Origin of the sequence: Enterobacter sp. 237C8 (assembly GCF_034106865.1) — a bacterium.
Taxonomy (GTDB): domain Bacteria; phylum Pseudomonadota; class Gammaproteobacteria; order Enterobacterales; family Enterobacteriaceae; genus Enterobacter; species Enterobacter asburiae_B.
Genome location: NZ_JAWNDF010000003.1, coordinates 283,840 through 309,593, shown reverse-complemented (window position 1 = coordinate 309,593; position 25,754 = coordinate 283,840). Strand labels below are relative to the sequence as shown.

Below are 25,754 nucleotides of genomic sequence, written 5' to 3'. Positions count from 1 at the left end.
GCCCAATCGGGCCTGTTTTTTTTACACTTCCAGGTAGTTCAGGATCCCGTCAGCCGCTTTACGGCCTTCGGCAATCGCCGTTACCACCAGGTCAGAACCGCGAACGATATCGCCACCGGCGAAGATTTTCGGGTTGCTGGTCTGGAATGCGTTGTCGCTGCCTTCTGGCGCAATCACGCGGCCCTGCGAATCCAGCTCAACACTGTGCTTCGCCAGCCATTCCATGCTGTGAGGACGGAAGCCGAACGCCATCACCACGGCATCGGCCGGGATCACGTGCTCAGAACCGGCGACGATCTCGGCGCGACGACGGCCTTTCGCATCCGGTGCGCCCATCTCAGTGCGCGCCATCTTCACACCGCTCACTTTACCGTTGGCATTCACTTCAATACCCAGAGGCTGGATGTTGAACTGGAACTCCACGCCCTCTTCACGCGCGTTTTTCACTTCGCGTTTAGAGCCCGGCATGTTCTCTTCGTCACGACGGTAGGCGCAGATCACGTGTGCCGCATTCTGACGAATGGAGGTACGCACGCAGTCCATCGCGGTATCACCGCCGCCCAGCACAACCACGCGTTTGCCTTCCATGCTGACGAACGGCTCATCGGCGGTTTCACCGTAGCCCATGATCTGCTTGGTGTTGGCAATCAGGAACGGCAGCGCGTCGTACACGCCCGGCGCGTCTTCGTTCTCCAGACCGCCGCGCATGGACTGATAGGTGCCCACGCCAAGGAACACGGCGTCGTAATCCTTCAGCAGGTCGTCGAGCTGCACGTCGCGGCCCACTTCCACGTTCAGTTTGAACTCAATGCCCATGCCGGTGAAGATTTCACGGCGACGGGTCATGACCTCTTTTTCCAGCTTGAAGGCAGGGATACCGAAGGTCAGCAGACCGCCGATTTCCGGATGGCGGTCAAAGACCACCGCCTTCACGCCGTTGCGGGTCAGCACGTCCGCACAGGCCAGGCCCGCCGGGCCCGCGCCGATGATTGCCACGCGCTTGTCGGTTTGCTTCACGCCGGTCATATCCGGACGCCAGCCCATCTCGAACGCTTTATCGTTGATATAGCGCTCGATGTTGCCGATGGTCACCGCGCCGAACTCGTCGTTCAGCGTACAGGAACCTTCGCACAGACGGTCCTGAGGGCACACGCGGCCGCACACTTCCGGCAGGGTGTTGGTCTGGTGAGACAGCTCGGCGGCTTCAAATATACGCCCTTCGTTGGCCAGCTTCAGCCAGTTCGGGATGTAGTTATGTACCGGGCATTTCCATTCGCAGTAAGGATTACCGCAGGACAGGCAGCGGTCTGCCTGTGCTTTGGCCTGGCCTTCTGAAAACGGCTCGTAGATTTCAACAAATTCAATTTTGCGGATCTTCAGCGGTTTCTTTGGCGGATCAACACGCTGCAGGTCGATAAACTGGTATACGTTCTGGCTCATCTGAATTCCTTACTGCGCCTGCACGCGCAGCTCTGCTGCGCTACGACTACGGTGACCCAACAGGGCTTTAACATCGCTGGACTTCGGCTTAACCAGCGCGAATTTCGCAGAGAACGCCGGCCAGTTCGCCAGGATCTCTTCGCCGCGCGAAGAACCGGTATGCTGCACGTGTTCGGTAATCAAACCGCGCAGGTGTTCTTCATGGATAGCCAGCGTATCAACGTCCAGCACTTCCACCAGCTCCGGGTTCACGCGTTTGCGGAACTCACCGTCTTCATCCAGGACATACGCAAAACCGCCCGTCATGCCCGCGCCGAAGTTCACGCCGGTTTTACCCAGAACGCAAACAATCCCGCCCGTCATGTATTCACAACCGTTATCGCCAATACCTTCCACCACGGTGATAGCACCGGAGTTACGCACCGCAAAACGCTCGCCCGCACGGCCTGCTGCAAACAGACGACCGCCGGTCGCGCCGTACAGGCAGGTGTTACCGATGATGCTGGCTTCATGGCTACGGAAGGCTGAGCCAACCGGAGGACGCACCGCCAGCAGACCGCCCGCCATGCCTTTACCGACGTAGTCGTTGGCATCGCCGGTCAGGTACAGCTCAACGCCGCCTGCGTTCCATACGCCGAAGCTCTGACCCGCGGTACCGCTGAAGTGTGCGGTAATCGGATCCGCTGCAAGCCCCTGGTCACCGTGCGTTTGCGCGATGTAGCCGGAAAGGGAGGCGCCCACGGAGCGGTCGGTGTTGCGGATATCAAACCAGAACGTTTTGCTCTGCTTGTCGTCCACGTACGGTTTCGCCTGCTGCAGCAGCTGCGCGTTCAGCACGCCGTTATCGAACGGCGGGTTGTTCTCGGTGCAGTAGACCGCTTTGCCAGGGTGAGGCTGCGCGGTTTCCAGCAGCTTAGACAGCTCAAGCTTCTGCTGCTTCGCCGTGAATCCTTCCAGCTCTTTCAGCAGGTCAGTGCGGCCAATCAGGTCCACCAGGCGCTTCACGCCCAGCTGCGCCATCAGTTCGCGGGTTTCGCGGGCGATGAACTCAAAGTAGTTGGTCACTTTGAACGGCAGACCGTGATAGTGGTTCTTACGCAGCTTCTCGTCCTGGGTAGCCACGCCGGTTGCGCAGTTGTTCAGGTGGCAAATACGCAGGTATTTACAGCCGAGCGCAACCATTGGGCCGGTACCGAAGCCGAAGCTTTCCGCGCCGAGGATCGCCGCTTTGATGATGTCGAGGCCGGTTTTCAGGCCACCGTCCACCTGCAGACGGATCTTGTGACGCAGACCGTTAGCCACCAGCGCCTGCTGGGTTTCCACCAGGCCAAGCTCCCACGGGCAGCCCGCATATTTCACGGAGGAGAGCGGGCTTGCGCCGGTGCCGCCGTCGTAGCCGGCGATGGTGATGAGATCCGCATAGGCTTTCGCCACGCCGGTAGCGATGGTGCCGACGCCCGGTTCGGAAACCAGCTTCACGGAGATCATCGCCTTCGGGTTGACCTGCTTCAGGTCGAAAATCAGCTGCGCCAGGTCCTCGATAGAGTAGATATCGTGGTGCGGCGGCGGGGAGATCAGCGTCACGCCCGGCACGGAATAGCGCAGTTTGGCGATGTACGGAGTAACTTTATCACCCGGCAGCTGGCCGCCTTCGCCCGGTTTAGCACCCTGAGCGACTTTAATCTGGATCACGTCGGCGTTGACCAGGTACGCAGGCGTCACGCCAAAGCGACCGGATGCCACCTGCTTGATACGGGACACTTTGTTGGTGCCGTAACGCGCCGGATCTTCACCGCCTTCGCCGGAGTTGGAGTTACCGCCGATGCTGTTCATGGCTTCCGCCAGCGCTTCGTGGGCTTCCGGGCTCAGCGCGCCGATGGACATCGCTGCGGTATCGAAGCGTTTGAACAGTTCCGATGCAGGCTCAACGTCGTCAATGCTGACCGCTTCATCGCCCGGATTGAGGGCAATGAGGTCGCGCAGCGTTGCCGCCGGACGGTTGTTTACCAGCTCAGCGTACTGCTGGTAATCGCTGTATTCACCGCTCTGAACCGCCTGCTGCAGCGTGCGCACCACGTCCGGGTTATAGGCATGATACTCGCCGCCATGAACGTATTTCAGCAGACCGCCCTGATCCAGCGGCTTACGTGCCAGCCAGGCGCGTTTGGACAGGTTCACCAGATCCTGCTGGAAGTCAGCAAAACCGGCACCGCCGATGCGGCTGACCACGCCCTGGAAGCAGAGGTTGGCGACCTCGTCATGCAGGCCGACCGCTTCAAACAGCTTCGAACAGCGGTAGGAGGCAATGGTCGAGATGCCCATTTTGGACATGATCTTGTACAGGCCTTTGTTGATGCCGTTACGGTAGTTCAGCATCACCGCGCGGTAATCTTTGTCGATCGCGCGGGTATCCACCAGGCGTGCCAGCGTTTCGTAGGCCAGATACGGGTAGATCGCCGTCGCGCCGAAGCCTAACAGCACGGCAAAGTGGTGCGGGTCGCGGGCGCTGGCGGTTTCAACAATGATGTTGGCGTCGCAGCGCAGGCTCTTGTCGACCAGACGCGTCTGGATAGCGCCAACCGCCATCGGGGCAGGCACCGGCAGACGGTTTTTCGCAATATTGCGGTCGGACAGCACCAGCAGAACGGTACCGTTACGCACCATCTGTTCGGCTTTGTCACACAGCGCATTCACCGTCTCTTCGAGGCTCGCTTCGGTCACGTCGAAGGTAATATCGAGCGTGTCGGCGCGGTAGTGCTCCTCTTTCATGGTGGTGAGCTGTTTGAAATCGGAGTACAGCAGGATCGGTGATTTAAAGGTCAGACGGTGCGCCTGGCCTTCGGCCTCGCAGAAGACATTCATCTCGCGACCGATGCTGGTGGCCAGCGACATCACATGCGCTTCGCGCAGCGGGTCGATCGGCGGGTTGGTCACCTGCGCGAACTGCTGACGGAAGTAATCGTAAATGATGCGCGGCTGGCTGGAGAGCACGGCAAACGGGGTATCGTCCCCCATAGAGCCGACCGCTTCCTGGCCGTTTTCACCCAGTACACGAATAACAGAGTCCAGCTCTTCCGCGCTGTAGTTAAACTGTTTCTGGAAGCTTGCAAGCGTATCGTCGTCCAGTTCGCGGCGACCCACTTCTTCATCCGATAAATCTTCGAACGGCACGAGGCGACGGACGTTTTTCTCCATCCACTCTTTGTACGGATGGCGGCTTTTCAGGTCGTGATCGGTTTCGGCAGAGTGCAGAATGCGCCCGCCGCGGGTGTCGATCACCATCAGCTCGCCCGGGCCGACGCGGCCTTTCTCGACCACTTCGTCAGGCTGGTAATCCCAGATACCGACTTCAGAGGCGCAGGTGATGAGCTTGTCTTTGGTGATAACGTAGCGCGCCGGACGCAGACCGTTACGGTCCAGGTTACAGGCGGCGAAGCGGCCGTCGGACATGACGATGCCCGCCGGGCCGTCCCACGGCTCCATGTGCATGGAGTTAAAGTCGAAGAACGCGCGCAGCTCAGGGTCCATATCCGGGTTGTTCTGCCAGGCCGGTGGCACGAGCAGACGCATGGCGCGCACGATGTCCATCCCGCCCGCCAGCAACAGTTCCAGCATGTTATCCATGGAGCTGGAGTCAGAGCCGGTTTCGTTCACGAACGGCGCGGCATCGTGCAGATCGGGGATCAGCGGCGTCTGGAACTTATAGGTACGGGCGCGGGCCCACTGGCGGTTACCGGTGATAGTGTTGATCTCGCCGTTGTGCGCCAGGTAGCGGAACGGCTGAGCCAGCGGCCAGCGTGGAACGGTGTTGGTGGAGAAGCGCTGGTGGAACAGGCAAATGGCCGATTCCAGACGCAGGTCCGCCAGGTCCAGGTAGAAGCGCGGCAGGTCAGCCGGCATACACAGACCCTTATAGATGTTCACCAGGTTAGAGAGGCTACAAACGTAGAACTCTTTATCGTCCTGGAGACGTTTTTCAATGCGGCGGCGGGCGATAAACAGACGGCGTTCCATATCACGCGGACGCCAGCCCGCAGGCGCGTTGACGAAAATTTGTTCAATACGAGGCAGCGAGGAGAGGGCGATTTCACCGAGCACCCCTTCGTTGGTTGGCACATTGCGCCAGCCGACAATCGACAGGGTTTCACGCTGAAGTTCTTCTTCGACGATGCGGCGTGAGGCGGCAGCCTTTTCAGGATCCTGATTCAGGAACAGCATGCCGACAGCGTAGTTTTTGGCTAAACGCCAGCCGCACTCTTCCGCCACGATGCGGAAGAAACGATCCGGTTTTTGCAGCAGCAGGCCGCAACCGTCGCCGGTTTTACCATCGGCAAGAATAGCGCCACGGTGCTGCATTCGGGCCAGTGCGTGAATAGCAGTACGCACTACCTTGTGGCTAGGTTCGCCTTCTATGTGGGCGATCAGGCCGAAACCACAGTTATCCTTCTCAAGGGATTTATCGTACAACATATCAGTGAACCTCCCCAGGCTCGTCGGGCTTCCCATTGAACTTTACCGTGGCGCACAGGCACAGAAAGAGCATGGCGACGGGGTTTGCGTTTCATACGCGGACCTCGCATTCGCCCTCTTTTTCATCCTTTCGCGCAGGTAAACAAGTTTGAGGACTTGCTTCAGAGGGAATCTCAATTACTGCATAAATATGATGAGCAGGCCGCTCATCCAGAAAGCTTCCAGCGGATTTCCAACTTATCGGGAATTGGTACACAGGTCAAATGGCAATCTTATTTATACAAAAATGTGCTAAAGAGCGTTTATGTCTTTGAAAGTAAATATTATTTAACTATTTTTACATTGAATGTATGCCCTGGCAGGACGCAGCGGAGTGTGATCTGACTCACTATATGAAAGCGGTATTATCAATGTAGCGTGCTGAATAGCAGTTTTATAGCAGAATAATAATCTGGTATCGGCTGCAAACCCGCATAAACCCACTGTTTTTCAGTGGTGGCGCTATAAATGAAAAAAACAATCAGAACATAAGGAAAAGTAATCACGAATGGCGTGAATGAAATTGCAGTAATCCTGAGTATTTATTCATATAGATAAAGGCCGTCCGGGACGATTGATCCAGGTCATCGCCGACAGAGGCTAAAAGTGGCAGGCTTGTCCCCTTTCTCCGGGACGGTCTATCAGATTATGCAGTTACAGAAATTAGTCAATATGTTTGGTGGGGATCTTTTGCAGCGGTACGGGCAAAAGGTTCATAAGCTGACGCTGCACGGCGGGTTTAGCTGCCCGAATCGCGATGGCACCATCGGGCGCGGCGGCTGCACCTTCTGTAACGTTGCGTCCTTTGCTGACGAAGCCCAGCAGCATAAATCTATCGCTGAACAGCTTGCCCATCAGGCGAGCCTGGTGAACCGCGCGAAGCAGTATCTGGCCTATTTTCAGGCCTACACCAGCACGTGGGCGGAGGTGCAGGTGCTGCGCTCTATGTATCAGCAGGCCGTCAGCCAGGCTAACATCGTTGGGCTGTGCGTGGGCACGCGCCCGGACTGCGTACCGGACGCGGTGCTGGACCTGCTCAGCGAGTACAAAGAACAAGGCTACGAGATCTGGCTGGAGCTGGGCTTGCAGACCGCGCATGACAAAACCCTGCACCGTATTAACCGTGGCCATGATTTCGCCTGCTACCAGCGCACCACGCGCCTGGCCCGCGAGCGCGGGCTGAAGGTCTGCTCGCATCTGATTGTCGGCTTGCCGGGTGAAGGGCAGCAGCACGGCCTGGCGACGCTGGAAAAGGTGGTTGAGACCGGCGTGGACGGCATTAAGCTGCACCCGCTGCATATCGTTACGGGCAGCATTATGGCGAAAGCCTGGGAAGCCGGGCGGTTAAGCGGAATTGAGCTTGAGGACTATACGGTAACGGCAGGGGAGATGATTCGCCACACGCCGCCGGAAATCGTCTACCACCGTATTTCGGCCAGCGCCCGCCGTCCAACGCTTCTGGCACCGCTATGGTGTGAGAACCGCTGGACGGGGATGGTGGAAATCGACCGCTATCTGCAGGAGAACGGTGTTCAGGGCTCAGCGCTTGGTCGTCCGTGGGTTCCCCGTCTACCGGCGACGGCCGCCTAACAGACTTCCCAGCATGCCGCGCACTATCTGATTGGTGACCTGCCGCGCCGCGCTTTTCGCCATGGTCTGTACCACGCCGTCGCGCTTGCCGCCGCGCGGCCCGGTGCTGCCGAACAGGATGTCTTTGAGCCCCCCGAGAATACCGTCATCCACGGCGACGGACTGTCCTTTAGCGGCAGGTGCATCCTGCGACTCCGTTGTCGCCTGCACCCCTTTTTGCAGCATCTCGAACGCGGACTCGCGATCCACCTCGTCTTCGTATTTCCCGTAAACCGGAGAGTGGTTAATCAGGCCGTTACGTTCATCGTCGGTAACGGGCCCCATGCGCGAGCAGGGCGCGATCACCATGGCGCGTTCCACCACGGACGGGCTGCCCTTCGCATCAAGGAAGGAGATCAGCGCTTCACCGGTGCCTAACGCTTGAATCGCCGCTTCGGTATCAAAGGCAGGATTGGCGCGCATGGTTTGCGCGGCGGCTTTCACCGCTTTCTGATCCTTCGGCGTAAAGGCGCGCAGGGCGTGCTGCACGCGGTTACCGAGCTGGCCGAGAACGTTATCCGGAATGTCCGACGGGTTTTGCGAGACAAACCAGACGCCAACGCCTTTGGAGCGGATCAGGCGAATGACCTGTTCAATCTTATCCAGCAAGACCTGCGGCGCGTCGTTAAACAGAAGGTGCGCTTCGTCGAAGAAGAAGACCAGCTTCGGTTTTTCCAGATCGCCCGCTTCGGGTAACTGTTCGTACAGTTCGGAGAGCATCCACAGCAGGCTGGCGGCGTAGAGCTTTGGCATCTGGTAGAGCTTCTCGGAGCTCAGAATGTTGATGATGCCTTTGCCGCTGCTGTCGGTGCGCATCCAGTCTTTGATATCCAGCATCGGCTCGCCGAAGAAGTGCTCGGCGCCCTGTTGCTCCAGCGTCAGTAACCCGCGCTGAATGGCACCCACCGAGGCGCTGCTGATATTGCCGTACTGGTTCTGGAAGGATTTGGCGTTATCGCCGATGTACTGGGTAATGGCGCGCAGATCTTTGAAATCAAGCAGCAGCAGCCCCTGATCGTCGGCAATGCGGAAGATAATATTCAGCACGCCGGACTGCACGTCGTTGAGGTTAAGCAGACGGGCCAGCAGCAGCGGGCCGAGATCGGAGACGGTAGCGCGCACCGGGTGGCCTTTCTCACCAAAGATATCCCACACTACCACCGGATTGTTATGCGGCGTCCAGTCCGTGATGCCAATATTCTTCAGCCGTTCGAGCAGTTTCTCAGAGGCCGTACCTTCCTGAGCCACACCGGTTAAATCGCCTTTCACGTCAGCCATAAAGACCGGTACGCCAATCTCCGAAAGCGACTCCGCCAGCTTTTGCAGGGTGACGGTTTTCCCCGTCCCGGTCGCTCCGGTGATGAGACCGTGGCGGTTCGCCATCGAGGGCAGTAAATACAGCTCTTTTTCCAGCGTCCTGGCAATTAACAATGGTGTACTCATGATGCGCTTCCTCTCTTTGTCCTGGGGGGAGTATAGGCAATCTGGCCGCAATTTGGTTGAGTAAATTCCTGACTTTGCGGCGCATTATCCAGCGCGGACTATGCTTTTGCATACGGTTCACAAAAATAGTGGGAAACGATGTCCAGATTCTTCTTTAACGATCGCAAACAGCTGGTCAACGATGCCATTGAAGGCATACTGCTTTCTGCGCCACACGCAAATCTCGTCAAACTTGATATCGATCCGGCCATCAGGATCGTCGCCCGCGGCGACTGGGACAAAAGCCGCGTGGCGGTGATCTCCGGCGGCGGCTCAGGCCACGAACCCGCGCACGCCGGGTTTGTTGGCAAAGGGATGCTGACGGCGGCAGTGTGTGGCGATCTGTTTGCCTCGCCGAGCGTGGATGCGGTGCTGAACGCCATTGTGGCGGTCACGGGCGATCGCGGCTGTCTGCTGATCGTCAAAAACTACACCGGCGATCGCCTGAACTTTGGTCTGGCGGCAGAAAAGGCCAAACGCTACGGCCTGAAGGTGGAGATGGCGATCGTGGCGGACGATATCGCGCTGCCGGATAACAAACAGCCGCGCGGTATTGCCGGTACGGCACTGGTGCACAAGATTGCGGGCTATGCGGCGGAGCACGGTAAATCGCTAAGCGAGGTGCGGGATATTGCGCAACAGGCCTGCGATAACCTCTGGAGCCTGGGCGTTGCGATGCAAACGTGCAACCTGCCGGGCAGCGACGAGGAAGAGGGGCGCATTAAGCAGGGCCATGTCGAGCTGGGGCTGGGCATTCACGGCGAGCCCGGTGCTTCCGTCGTGGATACGCAGAACAGTAAAGCCATTATCGACACGCTGGTGACGCCGTTACGCGCGCAGGCGGGAGAAGGGCGGTTTGCGGTATTGATTAACAATCTCGGCGGCGTATCGGCGCTGGAGATGGCGCTGCTGACCAAAGAGCTGGCGCATTCGGCGCTGAAAGAGGAGATCGCGTACCTGATAGGCCCCGCGCCGCTGGTGAGCGCGCTGGACATGAAGGGCTTTTCGCTCACGCTGCTGAAGCTCAATGACTTCTTTGAAAAGGCGATTCACGCCGAGGTCGAAACGCTGGGCTGGCAGAAGCCCGTGGCGTTTGCGCCACTGCGCACCGTGGCGCATACCGCCATTCACGATCGCGTGGAATACACTCCGTCGGACAATCTGCGGGTGGGCGAGTATGTCTCCTCGGTGACGAAAACGCTGCTCCAGCTGGAAAACCGACTGAACGCGCTGGATGCCAAAGTGGGCGACGGCGATACCGGCTCCACTTTTGCGCAAGGGGCGCGGGATATTGCGCAGCGTCTGGAGGATCGCAAGCTCCCGCTTGATAACGTATCGACGCTGCTGTTGCTGGTGGGCGAGCGGCTGGCGACGGTGATGGGCGGATCGAGCGGGGTGCTGATGTCGATCTTCTTCACCGCGGCCGGGCAAAAGCTTCACGATGGTCAGCCGCTGCCCGAGGCATTGCTCAGCGGGCTGGCGCAGATGAAGCAGTACGGTGGGGCAGATCTCGGCGATCGTACCCTGATCGACGCGCTGCAGCCGGCGCTGGAGGCGTTGCTGAAAGGCGATATCGAGGCGGCGGCGAAGGCAGCACAGCACGGTGCCGAAGCAACGGCGAAAATGGCGAAAGCCGGTGCGGGGCGCTCATCGTATGTGAATAAAGAGAATCTGGATGGGGTAATGGATCCCGGTGCGGTCGCGGTGGCGGAGGTGTTTAAGGCCATGGAAGATGCAAAACGGTAACGGCCGTTACCGCTTTTAGTGTGTGCGCCCTCTCCCTGTGGGAGAGGGTTGGGGTGAGGGCATCAGGCCGCACATTCCCCGCATATGTCACATCAAAAATCCGCTTTCAACACCACGCGGTAGCGGGCTTTGCCGTCACGCACGTGCTGGATCGCTTCGTTGATTTTCGACATCGGATACAGTTCGGTGGTCGGCGCCACTTTGGTGCGTCCGGCAAACTTCATCAGCTTGCGCAACTCAAACGGCGTACCGGTCGCGGAGCCTGACACGCTGCGATCCCCGCCGATCAGGGTAAACGCCGGAACCGGCAGCGGCTTCATCACGGCACCTACGGTGTGGAAGTTACCGCCGTAGGCCAGCGCCTCAAAGTACGGCTGCCAGTTGAGATCGACGTTAACGGTGTTGATGATCAGGTCAAACTGCCCAGCCAGCGCGTTCAGCGCGTCAGGATCGCGGCTGTTAACGACTTTATCCGCACCCATCGCCAGCACTTCTTTCTCTTTCGCCGGGTTCGAGCTAAACGCCGTGACTTCACAGCCCATCGCGTGCAGCAGCTTGATGGCGATATGGCCCAGACCGCCAATACCGATGACGCCCACGCGGCTGGTGGCGGTGATATGGTGCATCAGCAGGGGTTTGAAGACGGTGATACCGCCGCACAGCAGCGGACCTGCGGATTCGATATCAATGCTGTCCGGCAGCGGGATCACCCATTGCCAGTCGGCGCGCAGTTTGTCGGCAAAACCGCCTTTGTTCAGAATGGTGGGAACGGCGCCTTCGAGGCAGTTGATCTGATTCCCGCTGATACAGGCGTCACAGTGACCACAGCTGCGTGCCGTCCAGCCAATACCCACGCGTTGGCCTACCTTCAGCCCTTTGTCCTGTGCGGCGCTACCGAGCGCCACGACGCGGCCAATGACTTCGTGCCCGGCAACCAGCGGATAGCTCGAGAAGCCCCATTCGTTATCGATCATCGAGAGATCCGAGTGGCAGATCCCGCAGTAATCAACCTGTACTTCGACGTCTTCTGCTTTTAGTTCGCCCGCATCGTACTCGTACAGCTCAAGTTCTGCACCCGCCTGCGGTGCGGCGTAGCTTTTTATCTTCGACATCGTGTTTCCCCCGTTGTGGTGTGAACTGAGAGTGTAGAGCATTCAGTTTACAGCCGCTTAACAGAACAGGGCAGGAACGAAACTTACAGACTTTTCAGCATTCTGACTTCGCAATCAACGTGGCCGGTACAGCCCAGCGGCGCATCGATATGCTCAAAGCCCAGATGTTCATACAGGCCGATGGCCTCTTTGAGGAAAGCGGTGGTTTCCAGGTAGCAGCGGGTAAAACCCTGCTTGCGCGCGTGGTCCAGCGCCATCAGCGCCAGCTTTTTCGCCAGCCCTTGCCCGCGCGCCGTTGGCAGAAAATACATTTTCTGCAGCTCACAGATATCCGGCTCGCTGCAGCTGAGGGGCGCCACGCCGCCGCCGCCCACAACCTGACCGTTCAGCTCGATTACCCAGTAGGCATGCCCTGGCTGGCTGTAGAGCTGGTAAAGCTCGTCCAGGTTCGGGTCGGCAACCGTGTAGCCTTTGTCAGCCGTCAGGCCATATTCGGCAGAAACGGTGCGGATAACGGCGGCGATTGCCGGGTTATCCTGCTCAGCGATCCGGCGCATCGTCGTCGCGACGGGGGTAATCACGCTCATAGCATTACTCATTACAAAAATTGACACATAACTGCTGTTAATAGCACCGCAGAAAGGGGAGTGCAAGCGAGGAGTTTTCAGGAAGGATACCCCTTACGCCCTGAAGCGTAAGGGGTAAAAGCATTACAGGCCTGCGATAACCGCCTGCTGCTCGATCAGCTTGGTCTTCGCATCGGCGAAGGCAACCAGACGCTCGCGCTCTTTCGCGATGACCGCTTCCGGCGCGCGGGCGACAAAGCCTTCGTTCGCCAGCTTGCTTTCGATTTTGCCAATTTCCACGTCGACTTTCGCCACTTCTTTCGCCAGACGAGCCAGCTCGGCGTCTTTGTCGATCAGGCCCGCCATCGGGATCAGCAGCTCGGCGCCGTCGATGATTTTGGTCACGGAAACCGGACCTTTGTCATCCGCAGGCAGCACGGTGATGCTTTCCAGACGCGCCATGGTTTTCAGGAAGGTGTTATTCTCGGTGACGCGACGAACGGCAGCCTCGCTGCAGCCACGCAGCAGCAGCTCCAGCGGTTTGCCTGGGGCGATGTTCATTTCAGCACGGATGTTACGTACCGCAACGATCGCCTGTTTCAGCCACTCGGTATCCGCGGACGCCGCTTCATCAACCTTGGCCGCATCGAATTCCGGGAACGGCTGCAGCATGATGGTATCGGCGTTGATGCCTGCAATCACCTTCACGCGCTGCCAGATGGTTTCGGTGATGAATGGAATGACCGGATGCGCCAGGCGCAGCAGACCTTCCAGAACGGTAATCAGCGTGTTGCGCGTGCCGCGCAGTTCCGCCTCAGTGCCGCCGTTCATCACCGGCTTCGCCAGCTCCAGATACCAGTCGCAGAACTGGTTCCAGGTGAATTCATACAGGATGCCCGCCGCGATATCGAAGCGGTAGCTGTCCAGCGCCTCGCGGAACGCTTTCACCGTCTGGTTGAATTCCGCCAGGATCCAGCGGTCTGCCAGAGACAGCGTCTTCTCGCCGCCGTTGAAGCCGCAATCCTGATCTTCGGTATTCATCAGCACGAAGCGGCTGGCGTTCCACAGTTTGTTACAGAAGTTACGGTAACCTTCCAGACGCTTCATGTCCCAGTTGATGTCACGACCGGTTGAGGCCAGTGCCGCCAGGGTGAAGCGCAGGGCGTCGGTACCGTGAGACTCGATCCCGTTCGGGAACTGCTTCTCGGTACGCTTGCGGATTTTCTCAGCCAGCTGCGGCTGCATCATGTTGCCGGTACGTTTTTCCAGCAGATCTTCCAGAGAGATACCGTCAACCATGTCCAGCGGGTCAATAACGTTACCCTTGGACTTGGACATCTTCTGGCCTTCATCGTCGCGGATCAGACCGGTCATGTAGACGGTATGGAACGGAACCTGCGGCTTGCCGTCTTCGTCTTTGATGAAGTGCATGGTCATCATGATCATGCGGGCAATCCAGAAGAAGATAATGTCGAAGCCGGACACCATCACGCTGGTTGGGTGGAACTGACGCAGCGCGTCGGTGTTTTCTGGCCAGCCGAGGGTGGAGAAGGTCCACAGCGCGGAGGAGAACCAGGTGTCCAGCACGTCTTCGTCCTGACGCAGCGCAACGTCCGCGCTCAGGTTGTTTTCCTGACGCACTTCGTCTTCGCTACGGCCAACGTAAACGTTGCCTTCGTTGTCGTACCACGCCGGAATACGGTGACCCCACCACAGCTGACGAGAGATACACCAGTCCTGAATGTCGCGCATCCAGGAGAAGTACATGTTTTCGTACTGCTTCGGCACGAACTGAATGCTGCCGTTTTCAACCGCTTCCACAGCCGGTTTCGCCAGCACGTCGGCACGCACGTACCACTGGTCGGTCAGCATTGGCTCGATAACCACGCCGCCACGGTCGCCGTACGGCACGGTCAGATCGTGAGGTTTGATCTCTTCCAGCAGGCCGAGCGCGTCAACGGCTGCCACGATGGCTTTACGCGCGGCAAAACGCTCCAGCTTCTGGAACTCAGCCGGGATGTCGCTGGAGTAAACGTCGGATTCGTTGCCTTTGGTGTCGTACACTTCTGCGCTTTCGCGGATATCACCGTCGAAGGTCAGAATGTTGATCATCGGCAGGGCGTGACGACGGCCGACTTCATAGTCGTTGAAGTCGTGCGCCGGGGTGATTTTTACGCAGCCGGTGCCTTTTTCCATGTCGGCGTGTTCGTCGCCCACAATCGGAATACGGCGGTTTACCAGCGGCAGCACCACGAATTTGCCGATCAGATCTTTATAACGCGGATCTTCCGGGTTAACGGCCACGCCGGTATCGCCCAGCAGGGTTTCCGGACGGGTCGTTGCGACCACCAGGTAATCTTTGCCGTCGGCGGTTTTTGCGCCATCGGCCAGCGGATAGCGGATGTGCCACATGGAGCCTTTAGACTCGCGGTTTTCCACTTCCAGGTCAGAGATGGCGGTGCGCAGTTTTGGATCCCAGTTTACCAGGCGTTTGCCGCGGTAAATCAGGTCTTCTTTGTACAGGCGGACGAAGACTTCTTTAACGGCGTTGGACAGGCCTTCGTCCATGGTGAAGCGCTCGCGCTCCCAGTCCACGGAGTTGCCGAGACGGCGCATCTGACGGGTAATGGTGCCGCCGGATTCCGCCTTCCACTGCCAGATTTTGTCGATGAACGCGTCGCGACCGTAGTCGTGGCGGGTTTTTCCTTCTTCAGCGGCAATTTTACGCTCAACCACCATCTGGGTCGCGATACCCGCGTGGTCAGTCCCCGCCTGCCACAGGGTGTTTTTACCCTGCATACGCTGATAGCGGATCATGGTGTCCATGATGGTCTGCTGGAAAGCATGACCCATATGCAAACTGCCGGTGACGTTCGGCGGCGGGATCATGATGCAGAAGGACTCTTTGCTTTCGTCGCCGTTAGGCTTGAAATAGCCCTGCTGTTCCCAGTGCTCGTAAAGCGGCTGTTCGATATCGCGTGGGTTATATGTCTTTTCCATTATTTCCAGGTTGCCGTATTCAGGTTAAAACCAGCCAGGCGGTACGCTTTATAGCGTTCGCGCGCCAGTTGTTTCAAAGATTCTTCGTAAGGGACAAAGTCTACCACTTCTGTGAAAGCGGTGGCAAAATCTGCAAAATCTATCCGCAGGCTAATCAGAATATCGCGCGCGCTGCTGTTGCGCTTTTGCGGCCAGGCAATTTCAACCGGTGCACCGCCGCGCGGGCCTTCGCCCGACAGGTTATGCGGCACAAAACTCTCCGGGGGGCGCGCCCACAGCGCTTCATCCAGGCGAATCGCCTGCTGTTCATCTTCACAGGCAATCAGAACGCGTTTACCTGCGCGCCAACGTTCTGCGGCAATTTCACACACCAGCTGTTCTACGGCGCTGAGGCCATCCTGATGGGTGTCGTTGTCCAGAAGGTAGAACGTTGCATTCTTCATATATGGGGCTTCTTGTGCTCACTTTAAATGCTTAAGCCGGGTGGCGGCTTCGCCTTACCCGGCCTACGGTTTACTGCCGTTTTGACTTACTCGTCGCCGTTAAAACCTGCGCGGTTCAGCAGGAACTGCGACAGCAGCGCCACTGGACGGCCGGTTGCGCCTTTGGCTTTACCGGAGCGCCATGCGGTGCCCGCGATATCCAGGTGTGCCCAGTTGTACTTGCGGGTGAAGCGTGCCAGGAAGCAGCCCGCGGTGATCGCCCCGCCAGGACGTCCGCCAATGTTCGCCATATCCGCAAAGTTAGACTCAAGCTGATCCTGATACTCGTCACCCAGCGGCAGACGCCATGCGCGGTCCCCGGCCTGCTCTGAGGCACCAATAAGCTCGTGCGCCAGAGGATTGTGGTTCGACATCAGGCCGGTGATATGGTGACCCAGCGCAATCACACAGGCTCCGGTGAGGGTAGCGACGTCAATCACCGCTTCCGGCTCGAAGCGCTCAACATAGGTCAGCACGTCACACAGCACCAGACGGCCTTCGGCGTCGGTGTTCAGCACTTCAACGGTCTGGCCGGACATGGTGGTCAGAACGTCACCCGGACGATAGGCGCGCCCGCCAGGCATGTTTTCGCAGCCCGCCAGTACGCCGATCACGTTGATAGGCAACTGCAGTTCCGCGACCATGCGCATCACGCCGTAAACCGCCGCCGCACCGCACATGTCGTATTTCATCTCATCCATGCCTTCGGCAGGCTTGATGGAGATACCGCCGGAATCGAAGGTCAGGCCTTTACCGACGAGCACAATCGGGCGCGCGTCTTCGGACGGATTGCCTTTGTACTCGATGACGGACATCAGGGATTCGTTCTGCGAGCCGTTACCGACCGCAAGGTAAGAGTGCATCCCCAGCTCTTTCATCTGCTGTTCGCCGATGACGCGGGTAATGACGTTTTTGCTGTAGGCGTCGGCCAGCTGACGTGCCTGAGAGGCCAGGTACGCCGCGTTACAGATATTAGGCGGCATGTTGCCGAGATCTTTGGCCGCTTTAATGCCGGCCGCGATCGCCAGACCGTGCTGGATCGCGCGTTCGCCGCTGGTCAGCTCGCGACGGGTTGGCACGTTAAAGACCATTTTACGCAGCGGACGACGCGGCTCGCTTTTATTGGTCTTCAGCTGATCGAAGCTGTACAGGCTCTCTTTTGCCGTTTCAACCGCCTGACGCACTTTCCAGTAGGTGTTACGCCCTTTAACGTGCAGCTCCGTCAGGAAGCAGACGGCTTCCATTGAGCCAGTATCATTCAGCGTATTGATTGTTTTCTGAATTACCTGCTTATACTGACGTTCATCCAGCTCGCGTTCTTTGCCGCAGCCAATCAGCAGAATACGTTCTGACAGTACGTTCGGAACATGGTGCAGTAACAGCGTCTGCCCAGGTTTGCCTTCCAGTTCGCCACGGCGCAGCAGGGCGCTAATATAGCCGTCACTGATTTTATCGAGTTGCTCGGCGATCGGGGAGAGCCGGCGTGGTTCAAAGACGCCCACAACGATGCAGGCACTCCGCTGTTTCTCCGGGCTACCGCTTTTTACACTGAACTCCATGCACTACGCTCCTGAATCTTAAAGACAACGGCGGCAGCTACGGATAGAATTGAAACCTTTCGTAACTCATGTCCGCTGTTGTGGTGACTTCGTGTTAATCTTACGTTACTACGGTTTCGACACGTCAGAAAAAGTCCTGAAGCGTGAATCCGCCGGATGTTTTAATCTTAGCGATGATTTCGACGACTCAAGAGAATAAATGACGTTTAAGCCATGAAACAAGCGATTTTCCAGCAAAGAGACGGGTTTTTACGGGCGTATTTAAAGTGATAATCATAAGATATCTGGTGCGGGAGACGCTCAAAAGCCAACTGGCGATCCTCTTCATCCTGCTGCTGATTTTTTTCTGTCAGAAGCTGGTTAAGATCCTCGGTGCGGCCGTTGACGGCGAAATTCCAACAAATCTGGTGCTTTCCCTGCTTGGCTTAGGGATCCCGGAAATGGCGCAGCTCATCCTGCCGCTAAGTCTTTTCCTTGGCCTGCTCATGACGCTTGGGAAACTCTACACCGAGAGTGAAATCACGGTGATGCATGCCTGTGGCCTGAGCAAAGCAGTACTGGTGAAAGCGGCCATGATACTGGCGCTGTTCACGGGTATTGTCGCGGCGGTGAATGTGATGTGGGCGGGTCCCATGTCTTCCCGTCATCAGGACGAAGTGCTGGCCGAAGCGAAAGCCAACCCCGGCATGGCAGCCTTAGCCCAGGGTCAATTCCAGCAGGCGACCGACGGCAACTCCGTGCTGTTCATTGAGAGCGTTGACGGCAGTAAATTCAACGACGTATTCCTGGCGCAGTTACGTCCCAAAGGTAACGCGCGTCCTTCCGTGGTGGTTGCAGACTCCGGTCAGCTTGCTCAGCGCAAAGATGGTTCTCAGATCGTGACGCTGAACAAAGGCACCCGTTTCGAAGGCACAGCCATGCTGCGCGACTTCCGTATTACGGATTTCCAGAACTATCAGGCCATTATCGGCCATCAGGCGGTGGCGCTCGATCCAACGGATACCGAGCAAATGGACATGCGTACCCTGTGGAATACCAATACCGACAGAGCGCGTGCTGAGTTCCACTGGCGTATTACGCTTGTATTCACCGTGTTTATGATGGCGCTGATTGTCGTTCCGCTGAGCGTGGTGAACCCGCGCCAGGGCCGCGTGCTCTCTATGCTGCCGGCGATGCTGCTTTACCTGATCTATTTCCTGCTGCAAACCTCGATTCGTTCTAACGGCGCGAAGGGTAAGCTGGACCCTATGGTCTGGACATGGTTCGTCAACAGCCTGTACATCTTACTGGCGCTGGGATTAAACCTGTGGGATACGGTGCCTGTGCGCCGCATACGTGCCCGATTCTCGCGTAAAGGAGCCATCTAATGCAGGCGTTTGGCGTTCTTGATCGCTATATCGGTAAAACCATTTTTACCACCATCATGATGACGTTGTTCATGCTGGTGTCGCTCTCCGGCATTATCAAATTTGTCGATCAGCTGAAAAAAGCCGGCCAGGGGAGCTATGACGCGATGGGCGCGGGGATGTATACCCTGCTCAGCGTGCCGAAAGATGTACAGATCTTCTTCCCGATGGCGGCCCTGCTGGGCGCGCTGCTGGGGCTGGGGATGCTGGCGCAGCGCAGTGAGCTGGTCGTTATGCAGGCCTCGGGCTTTACCCGCATGCAGGTTGCGCTGTCGGTAATGAAAACCGCGATCCCACTGGTGCTGTTGACCATGGCGATTGGCGAGTGGGTCGCGCCGCAGGGTGAACAGATGGCGCGTAACTACCGTGCGCAGGCCATGTACGGCGGCTCGCTGCTCTCGACCCAACAAGGTTTATGGGCGAAAGACGGTAAAAACTTCGTCTACATCGAACGGGTGAAGGGGAATGATGAGCTGGGTGGGGTGAGCATCTATGCTTTCGATGACCAGCGCCGTCTGGAGTCAGTCCGCCACGCCTCTTCGGCGAAATTTGACGCCGAACATAAACAGTGGCGTTTGTCCCAGGTTGATGAGTCTAACCTGACCGATCCGAAACAGATTACGGGTTCTCAGACGGTAACCGGTACGTGGAAAACCAACCTGACGCCCGATAAGCTCGGTGTTGTGGCGCTGGATCCTGACGCGCTCTCCATCAGCGGTTTGCACAACTATGTGAAATACCTGAAGTCGAGCGGGCAGGACGCCGGACGTTACCAGCTCAACATGTGGAGCAAGATCTTCCAGCCGATGTCCGTGGCGGTGATGATGCTGATGGCGCTGTCGTTTATCTTCGGCCCGTTACGCAGCGTGCCGATGGGCGTGCGCGTCGTGACCGGTATCAGTTTCGGCTTTGTGTTCTACGTGCTCGATCAGATCTTCGGTCCGCTAACGCTGGTTTATGGCATTCCGCCGATAATTGGTGCGCTGCTGCCAAGCGCCAGTTTCCTCCTGATCAGCCTCTGGCTGCTGTTGAAACGCTCCTGATTGACCTCTCCTCGCTTCCGGTTAACCGGGAGCGAGGCTAATCTCCTGTTTCACCCCGCACTTTTTCTCACAACCTTCAACGCCTCGCCCTGAATTTGAGTATTATTGAGCGATAAAGTCGTGAAGGGATCCTCTATGAAGCAAATTCGAATGCTTGCCCAGTATTACGTCGACCTGATGATGAAGCTTGGGCTGGTGCGTTTCTCCATGCTGCTTGCGCTGGCGCTGGTCGTTCTGGCCATTGTCGTACAAATGGCCGTCACCATGGTTCTGCATGGTCAGGTCGAGAGTATCGACGTCATCCGCTCCATCTTCTTTGGCTTGCTCATTACGCCCTGGGCGGTCTATTTCCTTTCCGTGGTGGTTGAACAGCTGGAAGAGTCCCGTCAGCGTCTGTCAAAACTGGTCGATAAACTGGAAGAGATGCGCGAGCGCGACCTGAAGCTCAACGTCCAGCTTAAAGACAACATTGCGCAGCTGAATCAGGAGATCTCCGATCGTGAGAAGGCGGAAGCCGAGCGTCAGGCCACGCTGGAGCAGCTGAAAATCGAAATGAAAGAGCGCGAGGTCACGCAGATCCAGCTTGAGCAGCAATCCTCTTTCCTGCGGTCGTTCCTCGATGCTTCGCCGGATCTGGTGTTTTACCGTAATGAAGATAAAGAATTTTCCGGCTGTAACCGGGCGATGGAGCTGCTCACCGGGAAAAGCGAGAAGCAGCTGATTAACCTGAAGCCGCAGGACGTTTACTCTGAAGAGGCGGCGGCCAAGGTTATGGAGACGGACGAAAAAGTATTCCGCCATAACGTCTCGCTGACCTATGAACAGTGGCTGGATTACCCGGACGGACGCAAGGCCTGCTTTGAGATCCGTAAGGTGCCCTACTATGACCGCGTGGGGAAACGCCACGGCCTGATGGGCTTTGGCCGCGATATCACCGAGCGTAAGCGCTACCAGGATGCCCTGGAGCGCGCCAGCCGCGATAAGACTACCTTTATCTCCACCATCAGCCACGAGCTGCGTACGCCGCTTAATGGCATTGTCGGGCTGAGCCGTATTCTGCTGGATACCGACCTGACCGCAGAGCAGGAAAAATACCTCAAGACTATCCATGTATCCGCGGTCACGCTGGGTAATATCTTCAACGATATTATTGATATGGATAAGATGGAGCGCCGTAAAGTTCAGCTTGATAATCAGCCGGTTGATTTCACCAGCTTCCTTGCCGACCTCGAAAATCTCTCCGGCCTGCAGGCGCAGCAGAAGGGACTGAGCTTTGTCATGGATCCCACCCTGCCGCTGCCGCATAAAGTGGTGACCGACGGCACGCGTCTGCGTCAGATCCTGTGGAATCTCATCAGCAACGCGGTGAAATTTACCCAGAAGGGGCAGGTGGCGGTGCGCATCCGCTTTGACGAAGGCGATATGCTGCACTTCGAGGTGGAAGACTCCGGGATGGGTATTCCGCAGGAGGAGCAGGACAAAATTTTCGCGATGTACTACCAGGTGAAGGACAGCAACGGCGGGAAACCGGCGACAGGAACGGGCATTGGCCTGGCGGTCTCTAAGCGGCTGGCGAAGAGCATGGGGGGCGATATCACCGTTGTCAGCCAGCCGGGCAAAGGATCAACCTTCACGCTGACGGTCCATGCGCCGGCGGTGGCGGAGGAAGTTGAGGATACCTTTGAAAACGACGACATGCCGCTGCCCGCGCTGCACGTCCTGCTGGTAGAAGACATTGAGTTGAACGTGATTGTGGCGCGCTCGGTGCTGGAAAAACTGGGCAATAGCGTGGATGTCGCGATGACCGGTAAGGCCGCGCTGGATATGTTTAAACCGGGCGAATACGATCTTGTTCTGCTCGATATTCAGCTGCCGGATATGACCGGGCTGGATATCTCTCGTGAGCTGACGCGTCAGTACGCGGACGACGAGCTGCCGCCGCTGGTGGCGCTGACGGCGAACGTGCTGAAAGACAAAAAAGAGTATCTCGATGCCGGTATGGACGATGTACTCAGCAAGCCGCTAGCGGTGCCTGCTCTGACCGCCATGATTAAAAAGTTCTGGGATACCCGTGATGAAGAGGAGAGCACCATGACGTCTGTTGATAGCGCAAAAGCCCAAACGATACTCGATACCGCGATGCTGGAGCAGTACATCGAACTGGTGGGTCCGAAACTGATTACCGATGGTCTGGCGGTGTTCGAAAAAATGATGCCGGGCTATCTGAGCGTGCTGGAATCAAACCTGACCGCCCGGGACCAGAAGGGCATCGTCGAAGAAGGACATAAAATCAAAGGCGCCGCCGGTTCGGTCGGTTTACGCCATCTGCAGCAGCTGGGTCAACAGATTCAGTCGCCTGATTTACCTGCATGGGAAGATAACGTGGGTGATTGGGTTGAAGAGATGAAACAAGAGTGGCAAAACGATGTGGCGGTGCTTAAAGCCTGGGTCGACGCCAGAAAAAAATGACCCCGGATTAACCGGGGTGCGCGAATACTGCGCCAACACCAGGGAAATCGTGGCTGCGCCTGTTTTATAAAGTTATTTTCGAAAGGGCGCTGCCTGAAAAATTTAGGCCGCACGCAGATAAGATAGCAAATCTTAAATGGTTTGTTACATGAATCAGTGAAATGTGTGAAGCATAGCGTTTTAATCAAAATTATTAATGTGCTTCAGCAAGTTGCAGAAAAGGATTGTCATGATGAAAAAGATTGGTGTCGTGCTGAGCGGATGCGGTGTTTACGATGGTTCTGAAATACATGAAGCCGTAATCACGCTGCTGGCCCTGGCTAAGCAGGGAGCAGAGGTTATTTGTTTTGCGCCGGACAAAAATCAGGCGGATGTGATTAATCATCTGACCGGCGAGCCGATGGCGGAAACCCGTAATGTACTGATTGAAGCCGCGCGTATTGTGCGAGGTGATATCCATCCTCTTATTCAGGCAGACCCTACAGAGCTTGATGCGCTTATTGTGCCGGGTGGGTTTGGCGCGGCCAAAAATCTCAGTACCTTTGCTGCGCAGGGAGCGGAGTGTCAGGTCGATCCTCATTTAAAGGCGCTGTCGCAGGCCATGCACGCGGCAGGAAAACCGCAGGGCTTTATCTGCATCGCGCCGGCAATGCTGCCCAGGATTTTTGATTTCCCGCTGCGCCTGACTATCGGGACGGATATTGATACCGCAGAGATCGTCGAGGAAATGGGGGGCGAACACGTTCCGTGCCCGGTTGATGACATTGTGGTTGATGAAGATAACAAAATTGTCACCACGCCGGCTTATATGCTGGCGAATAATATCGCTGAGGCGGCCTCAGGTATTGAAAAGCTGGTGGCTCGCGTGCTGGTGCTGACTGAATGAGGCGTAAATTTGCCGCAGGCGCAGGGGTGAAACGTTTTCTCTTGCGCATCGTACTTGTGCTGGCGGTATTCTGGGGAGGCGGGCTGGCTTTATTCAGCATTATGCCGGTTCCGTTCTCTGCCGTTATGGTTGAGCGCCAGCTCGGCGCGTGGTTCAGCGGCGATTTCAGCTATGTTGCCCACTCTGACTGGGTGAGCATGGACGAGATCTCCCCGTTCATGGGGCTGGCGGTCATCGCGGCGGAGGACCAGAAATTCCCGGAGCACTGGGGGTTCGACGTGGCGGCCATTGAGAAGGCGCTAGCCCATAACGAACGCCATGAAAACCGCGTGCGCGGGGCATCAACCTTGTCGCAGCAGACGGCCAAAAACCTGTTTCTGTGGGATGGTCGAAGCTGGGTGCGAAAAGGGCTGGAAGCGGGGTTGACCCTGGGGATGGAAACGGTCTGGAGCAAAAAACGAATTCTGACCGTCTATCTCAACGTCGCTGAGTTTGGCGATGGTATTTTTGGCGTGGAAGCTGCCGCACAGCGGTATTTCAATAAGCCAGCCAGCCGTCTGAGCATGTCAGAAGCAGCGCTATTGGCCGCTGTGTTACCGAACCCTATCCGCTTTAAGGCCAGTGCCCCATCAGGTTATGTGCGAAGCCGTCAGGCGTGGATTATGCGCCAGATGAATCAGCTGGGTGGAGAGGGGTTTATGCAGCGTAATAATCTTATGTAGGGCGGGTAAGCGCAGCGCTACCCGCCTGAATAGCAGACCTTAATCTTCGTCGAATCCTGCGTTAAACAGGGCAATCACCGCCGCCAGCGCTTCCTCTTCCTGAGGGCCGGTGGCTTCTACTTCAATCTGGCGCCCTTTGGCGGAATCCAGCATCAGCAGCGCAATCACGCTGTTCGCCTCCGCTTCGGTGCCTTCGTCATTCCGCAGCAGAACCTCTGCATCGAAACCCTGCATCAGCTCAAACAACTTCATCGCCGGGCGTGCATGCATACCCAGCTTGTTGGTGATCTCAACGGTTTGTTTTACGGTCATGTTTTACGTTTTTCCAGCGTGCGATGACGGGACTGAACGTTCTTCCCGCGCGAGCGGAAATAGTCGGCCAGCTGTTCGGCGATGTAAACCGAACGATGTTTACCGCCGGTACAGCCAATCGCCACCGTCAGGTAGCTACGATTGTTTGTCTCCAGCATAGGTAACCATAGCTCAAGGTAGCTTCGCGTCTGGTAGATAAAATTGTGTACTTCTGTGTGCCGGTCGAGGAACGCCGCCACCGGCTTATCCAGACCGGTCATTGGACGCAGTTTTGGATCCCAGTGCGGGTTCGGCAGGAAGCGCACGTCGAAAACATAATCCGCATCAATCGGAATACCGTGCTTAAAGCCGAAGGATTCGAACACCATCGTCAGTTCGCGCTCGCGTTTACCCAACAGCCGGGTACGCAGCATTTCCGCCAGCTCGTGAACGGACATCTCAGAGGTGTCGACAATCAGGTCGGCACGAGAACGCAGCGGCTCCAGCAGGTCGCTCTCTTCATCGATAGCGCTCTCCAGAGAGAGGTTCTTGCTGGATAGCGGGTGCAAACGACGGGTATCGCTGTAGCGGCGGATCAGCGTATTGCGGTCTGCATCGAGGAACAGCAGCTGAGGCGAGAACGCGTCAGGCAGGTTGCTCATGGCCTGTTCGAAGATCTCTGGCGATTCAGGCATGTTACGAACGTCGATACTGACGGCGGCAGAGGTTTGTCTCTCCGCCAGCGTGCGGGCCAGATCGGGTAACAACACGACCGGCAGGTTATCGACGCAGTAAAAACCCATGTCTTCCAGGGCGCGCAGAGCAACGGATTTCCCCGACCCTGAACGGCCACTGACAATCATCAGCACCATGTTCCGTTTCTCCTCAGGACAACAGATGTGAAGGCCATCTCCTGGTTATGCATCATCCTGATTGCCTTCTGCTTCAGTGATAATTTGATAGAGCTCTTCATCACTTTGGGCCGAGCGCAGTCGACGGCAAATGGTTTTATCGGCCAGACGTTTTGCGACCAGCGACAGCGTATGCAGATGGGTTTTCGTCTGGTCGGCAGGTACCAGCAGCGCGAAGAGGAGATCGACGGGCTGGTTATCAATGGCATCGAAGGCGATGGGTGTTTCAAGCTGCACAAACACACCAACGGCACGCAGGGTATCCTCTTCCAGTTTGCCGTGCGGGATCGCGATGCCGTTGCCGATACCGGTACTGCCCATTTTTTCACGGGTCAGAATCGCTTCGAACACCACCTGCGGCGGCAGGCCCAGCTGTTTGGCAGCCAGTTCACTGATGATCTCCAGCGCACGTTTTTTGCTCTGGCAGTGAACCGCACTGCGGGTACATTCCTGGTTAAGGACATTGCTCAGTTGAAGAGCGGAATCGTTGTTCATCATAAT

The 25,754-nt window shown here is 57.2% G+C and carries 18 protein-coding genes; 7 read left to right on the top strand and 11 right to left on the bottom strand.

Translation table 11 applies throughout. The features are described from left to right. Nucleotides 1-21: 21 nt before the first annotated feature. Both gltD and gltB read right to left on the bottom strand, forming a co-directional pair. Nucleotides 22-1,440, bottom strand: coding sequence for a glutamate synthase subunit GltD (gene gltD, locus USF70_RS13260; protein WP_023309377.1), 1,419 nt, complete (start codon nt 1,438-1,440; stop codon nt 22-24). Between the two features lie 9 nt (nt 1,441-1,449). Continuing rightward, complete coding sequence (gene gltB, locus USF70_RS13255; protein WP_320735693.1) at nt 1,450-5,910, bottom strand: glutamate synthase large subunit; 4,461 nt, start codon at nt 5,908-5,910, stop codon at nt 1,450-1,452. Between the two features lie 687 nt (nt 5,911-6,597). Between gltB and USF70_RS13250 the strand changes: the two genes are divergently transcribed. Then, on the top strand, nt 6,598-7,539 hold the full coding sequence (locus USF70_RS13250) for a TIGR01212 family radical SAM protein (RefSeq protein ID WP_320735692.1): 942 nt from the start codon (nt 6,598-6,600) through the stop codon (nt 7,537-7,539). Here the strand turns inward: USF70_RS13250 and USF70_RS13245 are convergent. Further along, complete coding sequence (locus tag USF70_RS13245) at nt 7,519-9,021, bottom strand: helicase HerA-like C-terminal domain-containing protein (protein WP_033146759.1); 1,503 nt, start codon at nt 9,019-9,021, stop codon at nt 7,519-7,521. The genes USF70_RS13250 and USF70_RS13245 overlap by 21 nt on opposite strands. Nucleotides 9,022-9,159: 138 nt before the next feature. On the opposite strand from USF70_RS13245, the gene USF70_RS13240 reads away from it, so the two are divergent. Beyond that, on the top strand, nt 9,160-10,806 hold the full coding sequence (locus tag USF70_RS13240) for a dihydroxyacetone kinase subunit DhaK (RefSeq protein ID WP_182382756.1): 1,647 nt from the start codon (nt 9,160-9,162) through the stop codon (nt 10,804-10,806). Between the two features lie 92 nt (nt 10,807-10,898). Here the strand turns inward: USF70_RS13240 and ahr are convergent, their stop codons facing one another. From ahr to pepA, 5 genes are all read right to left on the bottom strand, one after another. After that, a complete protein-coding gene (gene ahr / locus USF70_RS13235; RefSeq protein ID WP_033146757.1) occupies nt 10,899-11,918 on the bottom strand; it encodes an NADPH-dependent aldehyde reductase Ahr in 1,020 nt (339 codons plus the stop codon). A gap of 83 nt (nt 11,919-12,001) precedes the next feature. Beyond that, the gene (locus tag USF70_RS13230; RefSeq protein ID WP_033146756.1) at nt 12,002-12,505 is read right to left on the bottom strand and encodes a GNAT family N-acetyltransferase; all 504 of its coding nucleotides are present in this window, start codon (nt 12,503-12,505) and stop codon (nt 12,002-12,004) included. 123 nt (nt 12,506-12,628) lie between these two features. Continuing rightward, nucleotides 12,629-15,484, bottom strand: a complete 2,856-nt coding sequence (locus USF70_RS13225; protein ID WP_320735691.1) for a valine--tRNA ligase — start codon at nt 15,482-15,484, stop codon at nt 12,629-12,631. After that, nucleotides 15,484-15,927, bottom strand: a complete 444-nt coding sequence (gene holC / locus USF70_RS13220) for a DNA polymerase III subunit chi (RefSeq protein WP_008502815.1) — start codon at nt 15,925-15,927, stop codon at nt 15,484-15,486. Before holC ends, USF70_RS13225 begins: the two co-directional genes overlap by 1 nt. Before the next feature lie 86 nt (nt 15,928-16,013). Then, the gene (gene pepA, locus USF70_RS13215) at nt 16,014-17,525 is read right to left on the bottom strand and encodes a leucyl aminopeptidase (protein WP_023309366.1); all 1,512 of its coding nucleotides are present in this window, start codon (nt 17,523-17,525) and stop codon (nt 16,014-16,016) included. A gap of 266 nt (nt 17,526-17,791) precedes the next feature. On the opposite strand from pepA, the gene lptF reads away from it, so the two are divergent. The 5 genes from lptF (at nt 17,792) to mtgA (ending at nt 24,051) form a co-directional block, all read left to right on the top strand. Continuing rightward, nucleotides 17,792-18,892, top strand: a complete 1,101-nt coding sequence (gene lptF, locus USF70_RS13210) for an LPS export ABC transporter permease LptF (RefSeq protein WP_320735690.1) — start codon at nt 17,792-17,794, stop codon at nt 18,890-18,892. Beyond that, nucleotides 18,892-19,974 (top strand): LPS export ABC transporter permease LptG, encoded by a 1,083-nt coding sequence (gene lptG / locus USF70_RS13205; protein WP_024906346.1) that lies wholly within the window; start codon nt 18,892-18,894, stop codon nt 19,972-19,974. The genes lptF and lptG overlap by 1 nt, the downstream gene beginning before the upstream one ends. A 135-nt stretch (nt 19,975-20,109) precedes the next feature. Continuing rightward, nucleotides 20,110-22,443, top strand: coding sequence for an aerobic respiration two-component sensor histidine kinase ArcB (gene arcB, locus USF70_RS13200; RefSeq protein WP_320735689.1), 2,334 nt, complete (start codon nt 20,110-20,112; stop codon nt 22,441-22,443). A gap of 232 nt (nt 22,444-22,675) precedes the next feature. Beyond that, entirely contained in the window at nt 22,676-23,329 is a 654-nt protein-coding gene (gene elbB / locus USF70_RS13195) for an isoprenoid biosynthesis glyoxalase ElbB (protein WP_094934469.1), read from the top strand. Next, the gene (mtgA, locus tag USF70_RS13190; RefSeq protein ID WP_094934468.1) at nt 23,326-24,051 is read left to right on the top strand and encodes a monofunctional biosynthetic peptidoglycan transglycosylase; all 726 of its coding nucleotides are present in this window, start codon (nt 23,326-23,328) and stop codon (nt 24,049-24,051) included. Before elbB ends, mtgA begins: the two co-directional genes overlap by 4 nt. A 39-nt stretch (nt 24,052-24,090) precedes the next feature. Here the strand turns inward: mtgA and npr are convergent, their stop codons facing one another. From npr to ptsN, 3 genes are read right to left on the bottom strand one after another with little or no spacing between them, the layout of a single operon-like run. Further along, nucleotides 24,091-24,363: a PTS phosphocarrier protein NPr gene (npr, locus tag USF70_RS13185; protein WP_003861872.1), complete on the bottom strand. Its 273-nt coding sequence runs from the start codon at nt 24,361-24,363 to the stop codon at nt 24,091-24,093. Then, a complete protein-coding gene (rapZ, locus tag USF70_RS13180) occupies nt 24,360-25,214 on the bottom strand; it encodes an RNase adapter RapZ (RefSeq protein WP_014885397.1) in 855 nt (284 codons plus the stop codon). Before rapZ ends, npr begins: the two co-directional genes overlap by 4 nt. A gap of 45 nt (nt 25,215-25,259) precedes the next feature. Beyond that, entirely contained in the window at nt 25,260-25,751 is a 492-nt protein-coding gene (gene ptsN, locus USF70_RS13175) for a PTS IIA-like nitrogen regulatory protein PtsN (RefSeq protein WP_008501443.1), read from the bottom strand. Nucleotides 25,752-25,754 lie beyond the last annotated feature (3 nt).